This window comes from Amnibacterium soli, assembly GCF_039544415.1.
GTDB classification, from domain to species: Bacteria; Actinomycetota; Actinomycetes; order Actinomycetales; family Microbacteriaceae; genus Amnibacterium; species Amnibacterium soli.
In genome coordinates this window covers 125540-141360 of record NZ_BAABLP010000004.1, presented here as the reverse complement: position 1 = coordinate 141360, position 15821 = coordinate 125540, and the positions used below count along the sequence as shown (strand labels likewise).

General features: G+C 71.7%; 18 protein-coding genes. 8 read left to right on the top strand and 10 right to left on the bottom strand.

The window, feature by feature from the left end; all coding sequences use genetic code 11:
• Positions 1-15: 15 nt before the first annotated feature.
• The 3 genes from trxA to ABEA53_RS10110 all read left to right on the top strand — a co-directional run bounded on the left by trxA (position 16) and on the right by ABEA53_RS10110 (position 2812).
• Positions 16-333 carry a thioredoxin gene (trxA, locus tag ABEA53_RS10120; protein ID WP_345481015.1) on the top strand — a complete coding sequence of 106 codons (318 nt, stop codon included), beginning with the start codon at positions 16-18 and terminating at the stop codon, positions 331-333.
• Between the two features lie 174 nt (positions 334-507).
• On the top strand, positions 508-1821 hold the full coding sequence (locus ABEA53_RS10115) for an aminotransferase-like domain-containing protein (protein WP_345481014.1): 1314 nt from the start codon (positions 508-510) through the stop codon (positions 1819-1821).
• A gap of 406 nt (positions 1822-2227) precedes the next feature.
• Entirely contained in the window at positions 2228-2812 is a 585-nt protein-coding gene (locus tag ABEA53_RS10110) for a D-alanine--D-alanine ligase family protein (RefSeq protein ID WP_345481013.1), read from the top strand.
• Between the two features lie 13 nt (positions 2813-2825).
• Here the strand turns inward: ABEA53_RS10110 and ABEA53_RS10105 are convergent, their stop codons facing one another.
• The 9 genes from ABEA53_RS10105 to rpmH form a co-directional block, all read right to left on the bottom strand.
• Positions 2826-3578 carry a 2-phosphosulfolactate phosphatase gene (locus ABEA53_RS10105; protein WP_345481012.1) on the bottom strand — a complete coding sequence of 251 codons (753 nt, stop codon included), beginning with the start codon at positions 3576-3578 and terminating at the stop codon, positions 2826-2828.
• Between the two features lie 70 nt (positions 3579-3648).
• Positions 3649-4602: a ParB/RepB/Spo0J family partition protein gene (locus tag ABEA53_RS10100; protein ID WP_345481477.1), complete on the bottom strand. Its 954-nt coding sequence runs from the start codon at positions 4600-4602 to the stop codon at positions 3649-3651.
• A gap of 50 nt (positions 4603-4652) precedes the next feature.
• Positions 4653-5567, bottom strand: a complete 915-nt coding sequence (locus tag ABEA53_RS10095; RefSeq protein ID WP_345481011.1) for a ParA family protein — start codon at positions 5565-5567, stop codon at positions 4653-4655.
• Positions 5568-5608: 41 nt separating this feature from the next.
• Entirely contained in the window at positions 5609-6241 is a 633-nt protein-coding gene (rsmG, locus tag ABEA53_RS10090; RefSeq protein WP_345481010.1) for a 16S rRNA (guanine(527)-N(7))-methyltransferase RsmG, read from the bottom strand.
• Positions 6238-6750, bottom strand: a complete 513-nt coding sequence (locus ABEA53_RS10085) for a Jag family protein (RefSeq protein WP_345481009.1) — start codon at positions 6748-6750, stop codon at positions 6238-6240. Before ABEA53_RS10085 ends, rsmG begins: the two co-directional genes overlap by 4 nt.
• Positions 6747-7721 (bottom strand): membrane protein insertase YidC, encoded by a 975-nt coding sequence (gene yidC, locus ABEA53_RS10080; protein WP_345481008.1) that lies wholly within the window; start codon positions 7719-7721, stop codon positions 6747-6749. The genes ABEA53_RS10085 and yidC overlap by 4 nt, the downstream gene beginning before the upstream one ends.
• 9 nt (positions 7722-7730) lie before the next feature.
• A complete protein-coding gene (gene yidD, locus ABEA53_RS10075) occupies positions 7731-8030 on the bottom strand; it encodes a membrane protein insertion efficiency factor YidD (protein WP_345481007.1) in 300 nt (99 codons plus the stop codon).
• Positions 8027-8365 (bottom strand): ribonuclease P protein component, encoded by a 339-nt coding sequence (gene rnpA / locus ABEA53_RS10070; RefSeq protein ID WP_345481006.1) that lies wholly within the window; start codon positions 8363-8365, stop codon positions 8027-8029. The genes yidD and rnpA overlap by 4 nt, the downstream gene beginning before the upstream one ends.
• Positions 8366-8383: 18 nt before the next feature.
• A complete protein-coding gene (gene rpmH / locus ABEA53_RS10065) occupies positions 8384-8521 on the bottom strand; it encodes a 50S ribosomal protein L34 (protein WP_345481004.1) in 138 nt (45 codons plus the stop codon).
• Between the two features lie 372 nt (positions 8522-8893).
• Between rpmH and dnaA the strand changes: the two genes are divergently transcribed.
• Positions 8894-10333: a chromosomal replication initiator protein DnaA gene (gene dnaA / locus ABEA53_RS10060; protein ID WP_345481003.1), complete on the top strand. Its 1440-nt coding sequence runs from the start codon at positions 8894-8896 to the stop codon at positions 10331-10333.
• A gap of 48 nt (positions 10334-10381) precedes the next feature.
• Here the strand turns inward: dnaA and ABEA53_RS10055 are convergent, their stop codons facing one another.
• The gene (locus ABEA53_RS10055; RefSeq protein WP_345481002.1) at positions 10382-11224 is read right to left on the bottom strand and encodes a DUF3626 domain-containing protein; all 843 of its coding nucleotides are present in this window, start codon (positions 11222-11224) and stop codon (positions 10382-10384) included.
• A 637-nt stretch (positions 11225-11861) separates the two neighbouring features.
• On the opposite strand from ABEA53_RS10055, the gene dnaN reads away from it, so the two are divergent.
• From dnaN to ABEA53_RS10035, 4 genes are all read left to right on the top strand, one after another.
• Entirely contained in the window at positions 11862-13001 is a 1140-nt protein-coding gene (dnaN, locus tag ABEA53_RS10050; RefSeq protein WP_345481001.1) for a DNA polymerase III subunit beta, read from the top strand.
• A 33-nt stretch (positions 13002-13034) separates the two neighbouring features.
• Positions 13035-13970, top strand: a complete 936-nt coding sequence (gnd, locus tag ABEA53_RS10045; RefSeq protein ID WP_345481000.1) for a phosphogluconate dehydrogenase (NAD(+)-dependent, decarboxylating) — start codon at positions 13035-13037, stop codon at positions 13968-13970.
• A 68-nt stretch (positions 13971-14038) separates the two neighbouring features.
• A complete protein-coding gene (gene recF, locus ABEA53_RS10040; RefSeq protein WP_345480999.1) occupies positions 14039-15190 on the top strand; it encodes a DNA replication/repair protein RecF in 1152 nt (383 codons plus the stop codon).
• Positions 15187-15669, top strand: a complete 483-nt coding sequence (locus tag ABEA53_RS10035) for a DciA family protein (protein WP_345480998.1) — start codon at positions 15187-15189, stop codon at positions 15667-15669. The genes recF and ABEA53_RS10035 overlap by 4 nt, the downstream gene beginning before the upstream one ends.
• Positions 15670-15821: the final 152 nt, after the last annotated feature.

The following is a 15821-nucleotide window of genomic DNA, read 5'->3' as shown; positions in this document are numbered from 1 at the left end:
AGGAGTGATAGCGCGATGCGCGAAGTGACCGATGCGACGTTCGAGCAGGACGTCCTCAAGTCCGACAAGCCGGTCCTGGTCGACTTCTGGGCGGCCTGGTGCGGCCCCTGCCGCCGGGTCGGACCCGTCCTCGCCGAGATCGCCGAGGAGAACCCCGACAAGCTCGAGATCGTCAAGCTCAACGTCGACGAGAACCCCGAGACGGCGATGAAGTACCAGATCACGTCGATCCCGGCGATGAAGCTGTACTCGAACGGTGAGGTCGTGAAGACCGTCATCGGTGCGAAGCCGAAGCCGGCCATCGAGGCCGACCTCGCTTCGGTCCTGGCCTGACAGCCCCCACCCGTACGGCCTTCCCTCCGCGACCCCGCGGCGGGAGCGGATCCACGGGCGGGGGCCAGCACCCCGGCAGGACGAATCGCCTTCAGCAGGACGAGACCGTCTTGGATCCCTCCTGCCCTGGTGCATTCGTCCTGCTGAAGCACTGCCTCGCCGAGGATTGAACCAGTGAGCGACCTCCGCCCGACCGGCACCGATCTCGACCCGTGGCTCGCCACGTACGCCGAGCGAGCTTCCGGCCTGGCCGCGAGCGAGGTCAGGGCGCTCTTCGCCGTGGCCTCGCGCCCCGAGGTCGTCTCGCTCGCCGGCGGCATGCCGTACGTCACCGCGATCCCGCGCGAGCTCGTGGCCGGTGCGATCGACCGCGTGCTGCTGACCAGCGCGCCCCAGGCGCTGCAGTACGGCTCCGGGCAGGGGCTGCCGCGCCTCCGCGAGCAGATCGTCGAGGTCATGGCGGAGGAGGGGATCACCGCCTCCCCCGACGACGTCGTGACGACCACCGGGTCGCAGCAGGCGATCGACCTCGTCACCAAGCTGTTCATCGATCCGGGCGACGTGATCCTCGCGGAGGGCCCGAGCTACGTCGGCGCCCTCGGCGTCTTCAAGTCGTACCAGGCCCGCGTGGTCCACCTGCCGATGGACGCCGACGGGCTCGTGCCCGAGGTGCTCGAGGCCGCGATCCACGAGCAGCGCGCGGCGGGCCGCACCGTGAAGTTCCTGTACACGATCCCGAACTTCCACAACCCGGCGGGCATCACCCTGTCCGCGGAGCGCCGCCCCCGGGTCGTCGAGATCTGCCGGCGCCTCGGCGTGCTCATCGTCGAGGACAACCCGTACGGGCTGCTCTGGTTCGACACCCCGCCGCCGCCTCCCCTCCACACGCTCGATCCGGAGGGGGTCGTGTACCTCGGATCGTTCTCCAAGACGTTCGCCCCCGGCTTCCGCGTCGGCTGGGCCGTCGCACCGCACGCGATCCGCGAGAAGCTCGTGCTCGCCGCCGAGTCGGCGATCCTGTCGCCGTCGAGCTTCAACCACCTGCTGATCAGCGAGTACCTGGAGACGGTGGACTGGCGCGCGCAGGTCGGCCGGTTCCGCGACGTGTACCGGGAGCGCCGCGACGCCATGCTCGCCGCGCTCGGCACCCACCTGCCGAACCTCACCTGGAACGAGCCGAACGGCGGCTTCTACATCTGGGTCGGGCTGCCGCAGGAGCTGCACTCGAAGCAGATGCTGCCGCGCGCGGTGCGCGAGCTCGTCGCCTACACCCCGGGCACCGGCTTCTACGCCGACGGCTCGGGCGGCCGCGAGATGCGCCTGTCGTTCTGCTACCCGACGCCCGCGGACATCCTCGTCGGCATCCAGCGGCTGGCCACGGTCGTCAACGGCGAGCTCGAGCTGGTGCGGGCCTTCGCCGGCACCGGCTCCCTGGCGCCGCGTCGCGACGACCGCGCGGTCACCAGCCCACCGCCCGACCTGCGCTGACACCCCTGCGCCGACACCCCGCCGACCCCAGAGGAGTACGAATGGCCGGAACGACCTCCGTGGTGGTGCTCTCGGGCGGCATCTCGCACGAGCGCGACGTGTCGCTGCGCTCGGGTCGGCGGGTGGTCGACGCGCTCGCCCGGCTCGGGTGGCGCGTCACCACCGCCGAGCCCGATGCGAAGCTGCTGCCCGCCCTGCTCGAGCAGCGGCCCGACGTCGTCTGGCCCGCGCTGCACGGCGCGAGCGGTGAGGACGGTCGCTGCGCTCGCTGCTCGACGTCGCGGACATCCGCTACATCGGCAGCCGGGGCCCCGCCGCCCGGCTGGCGTGGGACAAGCCGACCGCGAAGCGCATCGTCGAGGCGGCCGGTGGCGCGACGCCCGCAGCCACCACGCTCACGCGGGAGGTGTTCCGGGAGATCGGCGCCCGCAGCGCGATCGACACGATCCTCGGCTCGATGTCGGAGGGACTCGTCGTGAAGCCCGGCCGCGGCGGATCGGCGCAGGGCGTCACCGTGGTCGAGACCGCCGACCAGCTGCCGCGGGCGCTGATGGACGCGTTCACCTACTCGGACGAGGCGCTCATCGAGCAGCGCGTCGTCGGCACGGAGATCGCGGTCGGCGTGCTGGACGCGGACGACGGCCCCGAGGCGCTGCCCGCGGTCGAGATCGTGCCCCGCAGCGGGTTCTACGGGTTCGCGGAGCGCTACACCGCGGGCGAGACGCGCTTCTTCACACCCGCGCGCATCGACCCGGAGGCCGCACGAGCCGCCGGCGGACTCGCGGTCCTCGCGCACTCGGCGATGGGGCTGCGGCACCTCTCGCGCGCCGACCTGATCCTCGACGCCGAGGGCCGGCCCTGGTTCCTCGAGTCGAACGTGATGCCGGGCCTCACCGAGACGAGCCTGCTGCCGCAGGCGCTGCTCTCCACGGGCCGCGACCTCTCCTCCGCCTACGCCGCGATCACGGAGCGCGCCCTCCGCGACGCCTGACCACGCGCAGTGTTCACGGGTGAGGGGATCGCGCGTTCCCCTGATCGGTGAACACACCGTCGACGAGGCGCGGCACGCCGACGCTCGCGTCGAGCTCCGCGGCGATCGCGACGTCCTCCGCGAAGCCCTGCTCGACGAGCTCCCTGCCGCTCGCCACCTCGGCGAGCGGCAGACCGCTGACCGATGCGGCTCGGAAGGCGTCCGCCGCTGCCAGGGCCTCCGGCGACGCCAGGTCGTCCCGCCCGAGCGCGGCGAGGATCGCGCCGGCGCCCCAGACGTCCTCCCAGGCTGGACGCAACGAATCGTCGGTCCAGCGCTCACCTGCGGCCACCACGGCCACGATCGCGTCGGCCCCACGCGCGAGATGCGCCGCGCAGACCCGCGCGACCGCTGTCGCGTTGCGGAAGCAGCCGGCGATGACCGTGCCGTGCTGCGCGAGCTCGGCCGACAGGGTCGCGCCGTTCGGGGACGGCAGCACGAGGCGCCGCACCCCCTCCGCCCGTCGGACGGATGCGGGGGAGAGGCTGAGCCCGGCGCCGGAGCGGGGTCCCGCGAGCACCGCGTCGTGCTCCTCCGCGAGCGCTGAGGCGCGCTCGTCGCGCCACCGCGCCGGCACCACCTCGATCCCGCCGTCGAGCGCGACGGACACGCACGTCGAGAACGAGAGCACGTCCACCACGACCACGAGCGCGTCGCCGTCGCGCGCGATGCTCCGGCCGCCGACGAGCCCCTGCTCGAACCGGATCCGGTGCACGTGCGGCGTCATGAGACGGCTCTGCTCACGCTTCGTGCCGCGCGCACGAGGCGCAGGCGGCACGAAGCGTGAGCACGGCGGGTCAGGAGCGGCGGAGGGCGGCGGTGCGCTGGGCGAGCATGCGCTCGCGCGCCTCGCCCTCCTCCCACTTCTCCTCGCCGATCTCCTCGAGGATGCGGTTCAGGTCCTGCACCGAGCCGAAGTCGATGACGATGCGGCCGCTCTTCGCGTTCAGGTCGACCCGCACGCGGGTGTCGAAGCGCGAGCCGAGGCGGTCGGCGATGTGGTCGAGCCCCTCGTTGCGGCGCCCCGTCGACTTCTTCGGCTTCGCCGGACCGGCCATGCGGATGGCCGCGGCCTCCGCCTGCCGCACGTTCAGGTCCTCGGTGACGATCTTCTCGACGAGCCGGTCCATCAGCTCCGGATCCACGACCGACAGCACCGCGCGGGCGTGACCCGGCGTGATGACGCCCGCCGCGACCTTGCGCTGGATGGGCTCCGGCAGGCGCAGCAGCCGGATCGTGTTGGTGATCGTGGTGCGGTTGCGCCCGATGCGCTGCCCGAGCTCCTCGTGCGTGATGCCGAAGTCGTCGATCAGCTGCTGATACGCGCTCGCCTCCTCCAGCGGGGTGAGCTGCAGGCGGTGCAGGTTCTCGAGCAGCGCCTCCTGCAGCATCTGCTCGTCCGCGGTGTCCTTGACGACCGCGGGCACGGTGCGCAGGCCGGCCTGCTTCGACGCCCGCAGGCGCCGCTCGCCCATGACCAGCTCGAACTTCGCGTCCTCGCCGGGCGGCAGCGGCCGCACGACGATCGGCTGCAGCACGCCGTTCTCCTGCACCGACTGCACGAGCTCGGCCATCGCCTGCTCGTCGAAGTCGCGGCGGGGCTGCTGCGGGTTCGGGCGGATCTCGTCGGGCGACAGCGCTGCGAGCCGCAGGCCCGGCACGGGCTGCAGGTCGTCCGCGGCTTCGCTCGCGCGGCCGAAGTAGACGTCGGAGGGGCGCGTCTGCTCGAGCGAGCGGTCGTCGTCCGGCATCAGCAGCGCGCCGATGCCGCGGCCGAGCCGCTGCTGGCGGGCGGGGGCGGTCACGCCGCGTCCCCGCGACGCGCGATCTCGCCGGCCGCCTCGAGGTAGGACAGCGCACCGGGCGAGTTCGGGTCGTACGTGATGACGCTCTGCCCGTGGCTCGGCGCCTCCGAGATGCGCACCGCGCGCGGGATCACGCTGCCGAGCACCTGCTCCGGGAAGTGCTTGCGGACGTCGTCGGCGACGTCGTTCGCGAGTCGGGTCCGCCCGTCGAACATGGTGAGCAGGATCGTGGACACCGTGAGCTCCGGGTTCAGGTGCTTCTCGATCAGGTCGACGTTGCGCAGCAGCTGCGACAGGCCCTCGAGCGCGTAGTACTCGCACTGGATCGGGATCAGCACCTCGGTCGCCGCGACGAACGCGTTGATCGTCAGCAGGCCGATGGACGGCGGGCAGTCGATGAACACGTAGTCGAAGCGCTCGGCCGCGGTCTGGAGGTAGGCGTTCAGCGCGGTGCGGAGGCGCTGCTCGCGGGCGACGAGGGAGACGAGCTCGATCTCCGCGCCCGCCAGGTGGATGGTCGCCGGGGCGCACCAGAGGGTGTCGAACTCGGGGCTCTTCTGCACCACGTCGGACAGGGGAGCGTCGCCGACGATGACGTCGTAGACGCTGATGGTGTCGTGCCGGTGCTCGACCCCGAGCGCCGTGGAGGCGTTGCCCTGCGGGTCGAGGTCGATCGCGAGCACGCGCATCCCCGACTTCGCGAGCGCGGCGGCCAGGTTGACGGTCGTCGTCGTCTTGCCGACGCCGCCCTTCTGGTTGGCGACGGTGAAGATGCGGGTGGCGCGAGGCCTGGGCAGGGCGTTGCCCCGCAGTCGTGCACGCCGGGCGGTGAGGTCCGCGAGCTCGCGAGCGAGGGGCGTGGACTCGTCGAATCCCGACCCTCGCGAGTCGAGCGCTGAGCTGGGTGTCACTTCTGTCCTCGGTCGATCGGGTGGTGTCCCCCGGACAGGGGTCAAGACGGCACAGTAGCCACGAGCACGCGGGTTTCGAGTCCCGCCATGCCGCGTCCCGCGATCTCCACACGCACGTCGGTCAGGCGCAGCCGCCGCACGACCTTCTCCGCCTTCGCCAGCTCGGCGTCGACGGCGGCGCCCTTCAGCAGTGCGAGCCGGCCGCCGCGCTTCGCGAGCGGCGCCGTGATGGGCAGCAGCCCGGTCAGCGCGCCGACCGCACGGGCGGTCACGACGTCGAACCGGCCGGGCGCGGCGTCCTCCGCGCGGGAGCGCTCGACGACGACGTTCTCCAGCCCGAGGCGTGCGCGCTCCTCCTCGAGCCACGCGACGCGACGTTCCATCGGCTCGATGAGCGTGACGCGCAGGTCGGGGCGCGCGGCCGCCAGCACCAGGCCCGGCAGGCCGGCGCCGCTGCCGACGTCGGCGACCGCGGCGTCGCGGGGCAGGAACTCTGCGAGCAGCCCGCTGTTCAGCACGTGGCGCGACCAGAGGCGCGGCGGCTCGAGCGGACCGATCAGCCCGAGCACGATCCCGTGCTCGGCGAGGTCCGCGGCGTAGCGGCGGACGACCGGGAGGCGGTCCCCGAAGACGCGGGCGGCCTCGGCCGGCTCCTGCTCGAGACCGTCGCTCACGCCGGGGTCAGCACGATGTGCCGGTCGGCGCCCTCCCCCTCCGAGTGGGACGCGAGGCCCCGCTCCGAGGCGAGATCGTGGATGAGCTTGCGCTCGTACGACGACATGGGGGCCAGGGCCTTGCGGTCCGCGCCCTCGGCGAAGCTCGCGACGGCGGAGTCGACGAGCACCGCGAGCTCGCGCGAGCGCTGGTCCCTGCTGCCGCCGACGTCGAGCGTCAGGCGGGCGAAGCCGCCGGTGCGGGTCTGCACGGCGAGGCGGGTGAGCTCCTGCAGCGCGCCGACGGTCTCGGCCGCGGAGAGCAGACGCAGGTCGCCGCCGGTCACCTTCACCGTGGTGCGGCCGCCCTCGTCCTCGATCTCGATGTCGCCGTCGAGGTCGACGATGTCGAGCAGCTCCTCGACGTAGTCCGCGGCGATGTCCCCGACGTCCTCACCGGAGGCCTCCCCGTCGAGCGCGGCCTGCAGGCCGACCACGTCGTCCTCGACCGGTGCGCTGGCGTCGCTCATGCGCGTCGTTCTCCCGTCCGCTTCGAGCGCGCCTTGCCGACCGGCTGGGTGCGCTGGTTGTTGACCTTCGGCACCACGACGCCGACCTCGGGGGCCTCGAGGGGCGCCCCGCTGCGCTCGCGCTGCCGCTCCGCCTTCTTCGCGAGCCGGATCTCTCGGGCCTTGGCGGCCTCGCTGCCCGGGGTCGGCGAGTTGCGGATGACGATGAACTGCTGGCCCATGGTCCACAGGTTCGAGAAGACCCAGTAGAACATCACGCCGAGCGGGAAGGCGATGCCGGAGAAGATGAAGACGAGCGGCAGGACGTAGAGCAGCATCTTCTGCTGGCGGTACATCGGGCTGGCCATCGTCTCGGCCGACACGTTCTTCGACATGATCTGCAGCTGCGTGATGAACTGCGTGATCGTCATGAGGGCGACCATGCCGATGCCGATGACCGTGACGAGCGCGTCGCCGCCGTTGTTGCTGATCGTCGCGTGCAGCGAGGCGCCGAAGAGGTCGGAACGGCCGAACGAGCCGGACAGGGCCGGCGTGAGCAGGCCGACGCCGCCCTTGGAGGGGTCGCGCTGCGCGGTCTCCAGCACCTGGAACAGGCTGAAGAAGATCGGCATCTGCGCCACGAGCGGCAGGCACGAGGAGAAGGGGCTCGTGCCGTTGTGGCGGTAGAGCTCCATCGTCTCCCGGCTCATCGCCTCGCGGGAGAACTGGTCGCGCTTGCCCTTGTACTTCTCCTGGATCTTCTTCAGCTGCGGCGCGAGCTCCAGCATCTTGCGCTGGCTCTTGATCTGCCGCACGAAGAGGGGGATCAGGGCCGAGCGGACCACGATCACCAGGCCGAGGATCGAGAGGATCCAGGTCAGGCCGTCGTTGCCGTCGAACCCGATCGCGGTCCAGAGGCTGTGGAAGCCGACGAGGATCGCCTCGATGACCCATTTGAAGGGCCAGAGGACGAGACTGAAGAGATCCGCCATGAGTGGTGCTCAGCCTCCCGGCTGCTCTGCCGGCCGAACGAAGCCGTGCGTGGTGATGCGGTACGAGGAGCGCAGTCGTGCGGGCGGGTCGTCCACCCCGCCGCGGGACCAGGGGTTGCAGCGGAGCACACGCCATGCCGCCTGCGCGGTGCCCACGACGACTCCCGACTGCTGCACGGCCTCGAGGGCGTACCGGGAGCAGGAGGGATGGTACCTGCAGACGTCGCCGTAGAGGGGCGACACCGCGACGCGGTACAGCCGCAGCACGGCGATGACCGCGTTGCGGGGCAGGAGCAGCAGGGCGCTCATGCGCGCTCCTGGAGGGTGCCGACCAGTCGGCGCACCTCGATGTCGACGGCCGCGAAATCGGCGCCGGCCGCCGAGGGCAGTGCCCGCACGACGACGTCGAGCCCCTGCACGTCCTGGGCGAGCGCCCAGCCGACCGCCTTGATGCGGCGGCGGACGCGGTTGCGCACGACGGCGTTGCCGACGTTGCGCGCGACGATGACCCCGACCCGCAGCGGCGAGTCGGGGTTGGAGCGGCGCCCGTACGCCAGCGTCAGCGCACCGCGAGCCCGGCGACCCGAACGGACGAGACGCCGGTAGTCGGTCGCCGAGACGATTCGATTCGCCTTCGCGAGCACGGGGAGGGCGTCGAGCCCCTACGCCGAGAGCTCGGTGCGGCCCTTGGCGCGGCGCGCGGACAGGATGGCGCGGCCGGCACGGGTGCGCATGCGCAGACGGAAGCCGTGCACCTTGGCGCGCTTGCGGTTGTTCGGCTGGAACGTGCGCTTCGACACTGCGGTCACCTCTGGATCTCGGATGCACCTCGTCGCCCGGGAACCCGTGCGGGGTGCGAAGTCGTGGGGCGCGAGGAACGCGCCGCGGAACCGGAACACAGTACATCACGCAGCCCCCGTCCCCTGGACGAGGGGCGAATTCCACAGGTGTGATTCGGTGTTGTCCCCAGGTCTGGGCGCGTGTTCCTCGGGTCGCGTCGGCGTTTCTCCACACACAGGATGTGCCCCTGTGGAGACTTGCCGCGTCGAACGGGCGGGCATTACGGTTGGCCCTCGTCGCTCCGGGTACCCGGTCGGAGCAGAGGTCTCGCCAGGCGCCCGCTGCGCCCGTCTTCGTGATGCACGAGCCGAGAACGTGGGGAGGAGAGCCTTGTGACGGATGCCGCTGCCGATGCCTGGACCCGCATCCGCGCCACGCTCTCCGGCGACTCGCGGGTCGGCCCGCAGCTGCAGGGCTTCATCAGCCTCGTCGAGCCCAAGGGCGTGATGGCCGGCGTCCTCTACCTCGAGGTGCCGAACGACTTCTCCCGCTCGATGCTCGAGCAGCGCGGCCGGATCCCGCTCGCCGAGGCGATCGGCGGCCTCGGGTCGGAGTTCGAGATCCACACCTTCGCCGTCACGGTGAACCCCGACATCGTCCCGGACTACGACTCGGCCCCGCCGGCGCCGCAGCCGGCCGCAGCGCCGTCCCCCTCCGTAGCCGCCCGCGAACGGGCTGCGGCGGTGGCCGTGGAGGCCGCGCCCGAGACCCCGGTCATCCCGACGGGCACCGAGTCGCGTCTGAACGAGCGCTACACCTTCGAGACCTTCGTCATCGGCGCCTCGAACCGCTTCGCGCACGCGGCCGCCTTCGCCGTGGCGGAGTCGCCGGCCAAGGCCTACAACCCGCTCTTCATCTACGGCGGGTCGGGCCTCGGCAAGACGCACCTGCTGCACTCGATCGGCCACTACTCGATGGGCCTCTACCCGGGCATCCGGGTGCGGTACGTGTCCAGCGAGGAGTTCACGAACGACTTCATCAACTCGATCGCGACGAACCGCACGCAGGGCTTCCAGGCCCGGTACCGAGACGTCGACGTCCTGCTGATCGACGACATCCAGTTCCTGTCGGGAAAGGACTCCACGCAGGAGGCCTTCTTCCACACCTTCAACACGCTGCACGACCACAACAAGCAGGTCGTGATCACCTCCGACCTGGCGCCCCGTCAGCTGACCGGCTTCGAGGACCGCATGCGGTCGCGGTTCGAGCAGGGCCTGATCACCGACGTGCAGATCCCGGACCTCGAGACCCGCATCGCGATCCTCCGGAAGCGCGCGCAGAACGACCAGCTGCAGGTGCCCGACGACATCCTCGAGTTCATGGCGTCGAAGGTGTCGAGCAACATCCGGGAACTCGAGGGCACGCTGATCCGCGTCACCGCGTTCGCGAGCCTGACGCGGGCACCCGTCGACATGGCGCTCGTGCAGACGGTGCTGAAGGACCTGATCACCCTCGACGAGGACAACGTGATCGCGCCCGGCGACATCATCGAGGCGGTCGCGGCCTACTTCAAGCTCTCCACCGACGACCTGTTCGGATCGAGCCGGTCGCAGCAGATCGCCTCCGCCCGCCAGATCGCCATGTACCTGTGCCGCGAGCTGACCAGCCTGTCGCTGCCGAAGATCGGGCAGCTGTTCGGCGGCCGCGACCACACGACGGTGATGTACGCGAACAAGAAGATCAGCGAGCTCATGAAGGAGCGCCGCTCGATCTACAACCAGGTCACCGAGCTCACGAGCCGCATCAAGCAGGAGCAGCGCTACCGCCGCTGACCCCTCGTCCGACGCCTCGTCCCTCCGTCGACGCCGCGCTCGGTCCGATCAGGGACGGGGCGTCGATCCGACGCGTCCGTGGGCGGCGAGCAGGTGCCAGACGCGCTTGACGAGCTGCGGGTCGAGGCCCTCCACCCGCCGGGCGCGGCCGAGCGATGCCGGGGTCAGCGGGCGACCGCCCGCGATGCGCGTCGCCGCTTCCGCGGCCTCTGGTCCTCGGTAGGCGACGAGGGCCGGCAGGCGTTCGGGCGCGAGCTCGTACCCGGGGTGCCACACGACCGGGATCCCGCTCGCGGCGGCCGCGTCCTCGACCGGCGTGCCGCGGAAGCTCGGGTCGAGCACGATCGCCGCCACGTCCCGCTGCAGGTCGACCCCGCCGTGCACGTGCGCCTCCACGTAGCGGTCGAGCGGATCCCCGGGTCGGATGCGTCGGCGCGCGAGGACGACGGCAGCCGCGCGATCCGCGGTGCCGACCGCCTCCGGCTCGAACACCGAGTCGGGGAAGCAGAGCGTCGTGCGGGCCAGCACCTCCGGCCGCAGGCGCAGGTGCGCCGAGCCGAACCGCGGCGCCGGGCCGTACGGGTCGTCGCTCCCTCGCACGGCGCCGTAGGCGGGGCGCTCGGACGGGTCGGCGTCGTCGTACACCCCGTCGAACAACCGGGACTCCCAGCGCCACCGGTCGCCGCCCGCGACGGCGGTCAGCCCGCCGTTGCTCGTGCCGGTCTCGAACTGGGTGCGCCACCGTCCGTCGTCGGCGATCGCCTCGACGACCGACCGCCCTCCTGGCGTGATCGCGTCGGGCTGGAAGTGCACGTCGACGCCGATCGCCGCAGCAGCGCCGGGCAGGGATCGCCGACGGACCGCCTCGACCGCTGCTCGCGCCCGCTCCACCCGCTGACGGTACTGCCGCACCCACGCCGCTGCGGGGGCCGCCCGCGGCACATCGGCCGGTGCGCATCCGCCCGTCAGCCACGGAGGGCCCCCGGCGCGAGCGTCGGGGCCGGAGCGGGTGGCCCGAGTGCGGGGGGCGGCGCTCATCGGCGGAGGAGCGGTAGCAGCACCCTCCGACAGTCTCCGGACGCGGTGCATCGGGCCCCGACCAGGCAGTTCGTCCGGAGCGGGGCAGGAATCCACCCCCATGTGAGGGACCTGTGGATAACTGGGGGTGGGTCCCCCGTCCGAGGCCCCCTCCCCCTGGGGCGATGTGGAGTTCGGGTCGGGGCGTCAACATGGTGGAGCGCACGAGTCCGCCGTCAGTCCGCACGGTTTCGACAACTGACAGGGATGTAGTTCCCGCTCGCCAGGCCGGTCCACACGAGTTATCCACAGTGTGCACACCTGTTAAGAGTGTGGTTGTCCTTCTCCTTCTCTTCTTCCTCCGACTCGATTCCGCGCTGTGGACACGACCCCCGTCCGGGCGCCAGGGCCCGTGAGCCGGGCCGAGGCCACCCGCTAGCATGCTCAGCGACTTCAACCAGGACAGACACCCGGCACGACTGACGGGACCAACGGAACAGGGAGTGCCAGGGTGCGATTCCACGCGAACCGGGACGTGTTCAGCGACGCCGTCTCGTTCGCCGTCCGGCTGCTGCCGCAGCGCACCACGCTGCCGATCCTCTCGGGCGTGCTGATCGAGACGACGGACGACGGGCTGTCGCTGTCCTCCTTCGACTACGAGGTGAGCGCCCGCGTCCGCATCGACGCGCAGGTGGACGAGCCGGGCCGGGTGCTCGTCTCCGGCAAGCTGCTCGCGGACATCGCCAACCGCCTCCCGGGCATGCCGGTCGAGGTCTCGACGCAGGACAACCGCGTGCTCGTCAGCGCCGGCAGCGCGAAGTTCACGCTGCTGTCGATGCCCGTCGCGGAGTACCCGAGCCTCCCGGCGATCGGCGAGTCCACGGGCGTCGTCCCGGCGGGCACGTTCTCCGGCGCCATCGCGCAGGTCGTCGTCGCCGCCTCCCGCGACGACGTGACCCCGGTCATCACGGGCGTGCAGCTCGAGGCGACCGCGGGCTCGATCTCGCTGACGGCCACGGACCGCTACCGCGTCGCCGTGCGCGAGCTGCCGTGGAACGGCGACACCGCGGAGCCGGTCAGCGCCCTCGTGCCGGCCCGCACGCTGCAGGAGGTCGGGCGGACCTTCGCCGGCAGCGGCGACGTCAGCATCGGCATCACCCGGGGCGGCGACCGCGAGCTGATCGCGTTCGCGTCCGACCGGCGCACCGTCACCTCGCTGCTGATCAAGGGCAACTTCCCGCCGGTCAAGCGCCTGTTCCCCGAGACCACGGAGCACTTCGCCGTGATCGGCACGGCCGAGCTGGTCGAGGCCACCCGTCGCGTGCAGCTCGTGCTCGAGCGCGAGGCCGCGCTCCGCTACTCCTTCTCCTCCGAGGGCCTCACCCTCGAGGCGGCCGGCTCCGAGCAGGCGCAGGCTTCCGAGCAGCTCGACGCGGTGCTCTCCGGCGACGACATCGTGGTGTCGCTGAAGCCCCAGTTCCTGCTCGACGGGCTCTCGGGCGTCCACACGGACTTCGTGCGAATCTCGTTCACGAAGACGGAGAACCCGAACAAGCCCGGTCCGGTGCTCATCACCGGGCAGAAGTCGCGCGAGGACGTGGGGAACGAGGAGTTCCGCTACCTCCTCCAGCCGAACCTGCTGCTGCGCTGACCTGAGCGCGGCCGGACGACCCGTACGACGGATGTGAGGACGGAAAGCATGAAGATCGGTCTCGTTGGCCTGGGCAAGATGGGCAACAACATGCGCGCCCGCCTGAAGAAGGGCGGCGTCGACGTCGTCGGCTACGACACGAACCCCGACGTCAGCGACGTGCCGGACTACGCGGCGCTCGCCGCCGCGCTGTCCACGCCCCGCGTGGTGTGGGTCATGGTGCCGGCCGGCAGGATCACCGACTCCGTGATCGACCAGCTCGCCGAGGTGCTCGAGCCGGGCGACATGATCGTCGACGGCGGCAACACGAAGTTCACCGACGACGAGGTGCACGGCAAGCAGCTCGACGCCAAGGGCATCGGCTTCATGGACGTCGGCGTCTCCGGCGGCGTGTGGGGCCTGGAGAACGGCTACGGCCTGATGGTCGGCGGCAGCCAGGAGCAGGTCGAGCACCTCATGCCGGTGTTCGACGCGCTTCGCCCCGAGGGCCCCCGCGAGGAGGGCTTCGTGCACGCCGGCCCCGTGGGCGCCGGGCACTACACGAAGATGGTCCACAACGGCATCGAGTACGCGATCATGCAGGCGTACGCCGAGGGCTACGAGCTGCTGGCGGCCTCCGACCGCGGCATCGACGTACCGGGCACGTTCAAGGCCTGGCAGCGCGGCACGGTCGTCCGCTCCTGGCTGCTCGAGCTGATGGTCAAGGCGCTCGACGCCGACCCGCAGTTCGCGGACATCGACGGCTACGTCGACGACTCCGGCGAGGGCCGCTGGACCCTCGAGGAGGCCATCGACCACGCCGTGCCGATGCCGGCGATCAGCGCGTCGATCTTCGCCCGCTTCGTGTCGCGCCAGGAGCAGTCGCCCGCCATGAAGGCGGTCGCGGCCCTGCGCAACCAGTTCGGCGGCCACGCGGTCAAGGCCGCCGAGGTCGAGCACGCGCAGGAGATGCACCCGACCAAGCGGTAGTCCGCTTCCTGTGGACCAGGGGATCCTGCGATGCAGGGTCCCCTGATCCATGAAGGGCACGACATCCGATGCGCATCCTCCGACTGCAGCTCACGGACTGGCGCAACTACGCGACGGCCGAGCTGGTCTTCGCCCCCGGCGCGAACGTGCTCGCCGGCAGCAACGGTCAGGGCAAGACGAACCTCGTCGAGGCGATCGGCTTCCTGACGACCCTCGGCTCGCACCGCGTCTCCGGCGACGCGGCGCTGGTCCGCGCGGGTGAGGACGCCGCGGTCATCCGCGCCACCGTCGTCTCGGGCGAGCGGGAGGTGCTGGCCGAGGTCCTCGTCAACCGGGTCGGGGCGAACCGGGCGCAGCTGAACCGCTCCGCGGTCCGGCCGCGGGAGATCACGCGGAACGTCTCGAGCGTGCTGTTCGCCCCGGAGGACCTGGCGATCGTGCGGGGCGAGCCCTCGGCCCGCCGCCGCTTCGTCGACGAGCTGCTCGTGCAGCGCACGCCCCGCCTCGCGGGGGTGGTGAGCGACTACGAGAAGGCGCTGCGCCAGCGCAACGGCCTGCTGCGCGGCAGCCGCGGGATGGTCGACGCGGAGTCCCTCGCGGTCTGGGACGAACGCCTCGTCACCACGGGCAGCGAGCTGCTCGACGCGCGCACCGCGCTGCTGTCCGACCTCGAGCCGATCGTCGCCGAGCAGTACGCGGTCGTGGCCGGCGCCGACCAGCGGGTCACCCTCGAGGCGCAGCGCACCATCGACGAGGAGACGGAGGAGGCGCCGACCGCGGAGCGCTTCACCGCTGCGCTGGCCCGGGTGCGCCGCCGCGAGATCGAGCGGGGCATCACGCTGATCGGCCCGCACCGCGACGACGTGCTGCTGACGATCAACGCCCTGCCCGCCCGCGGCTACGCGAGCCACGGCGAGTCCTGGTCGCTCGCACTCGCGCTGCGGCTCGGCGCCGTGGAGCTGCTGCGGCACGCACTCGAGACCGGCGACCCGATCGTGATCCTCGACGACGTCTTCGCCGAGCTCGACGAGCGCCGCCGGGTCCGGCTGGCGGATCGGGTCTCGCGCTACGAGCAGGTCATCGTCACGGCGGCGGTCGAGGCCGACATCCCTCCGGCGCTCGCCGGTCACGTCACCCGGATCCGCGCCGGGCACGTGCTCGACGACGTCGCTGACGAACCGGGCGCGGCCCCCGTCGATCCGGCAGGATCGGAGGCGTGACGGACGAGGAGGCGAGGACCGAGGCGCAGCGGGTCTGGTCGCGCCTCCGGACCGTCTTCGGCGCACCCCGGTCCCGTCGGCGCGTGCTCGAGCAGCGTCCGGGCAGCACGCCCTTCGCGAAGGGGCGCGATCCGCTGTCCGTCTCGAAGGTGCTCGACGGCGTCACGGACGCGCTCGGCTGGCGCACGCCGCTCGCGCAGACGGACCTCGCCGCGGCCTGGCGGTCGATCGCCGGCGCCGAGACGGCCCGGCACGCGACGGTCGAGGGCTTCGCCGACGGGGTGCTGCTGGTGCGGTGCGACTCGACCGCCTGGGCGACCCAGCTGTCCCTCATGCGCGGCCAGATCAGCGACCGGATCGCCCGCGACTTCCCCGACGCCGGGGTCGACTCCCTCCGCTTCCTCGGGCCCAACACCCCGAGCTGGAACCACGGTCCGCGCAGCGTGCCGGGACGGGGTCCGCGCGACACCTACGGATGACGCGTCCTGCACCCGCGTTCCGCGCCCTCCTGGAACCGCCGCGGAGACGGACGAGAAGCACCGAGCGAGTGCGTGTCGCGGATCAGGACGGGTGATTCGGTACCCCAGGCGATTCTGAGCCCGCAGAAGCCGGAATCCGGCTCGGCGGCGAC

What these genes read in the sequence shown, in the direction of transcription:
- recF (WP_345480999.1), top strand. Translation starts at nt 14,039, where the DNA reads ATGCGCATCCTCCGACTGCAGCTCACGGACTGGCGCAACTACGCGACG.
- ABEA53_RS10085 (WP_345481009.1), bottom strand. Translation starts at nt 6,750, where the DNA reads ATGAGCGACGCCAGCGCACCGGTCGAGGACGACGTGGTCGGCCTGCAG.
- ABEA53_RS10100 (WP_345481477.1), bottom strand. Translation starts at nt 4,602, where the DNA reads ATGCCGGACGACGACCGCTCGCTCGAGCAGACGCGCCCCTCCGACGTC.
- yidD (WP_345481007.1), bottom strand. Translation starts at nt 8,030, where the DNA reads ATGAGCGCCCTGCTGCTCCTGCCCCGCAACGCGGTCATCGCCGTGCTG.
- trxA (WP_345481015.1), top strand. Translation starts at nt 16, where the DNA reads ATGCGCGAAGTGACCGATGCGACGTTCGAGCAGGACGTCCTCAAGTCC.
- yidC (WP_345481008.1), bottom strand. Translation starts at nt 7,721, where the DNA reads ATGGCGGATCTCTTCAGTCTCGTCCTCTGGCCCTTCAAATGGGTCATC.
- ABEA53_RS10105 (WP_345481012.1), bottom strand. Translation starts at nt 3,578, where the DNA reads ATGACGCCGCACGTGCACCGGATCCGGTTCGAGCAGGGGCTCGTCGGC.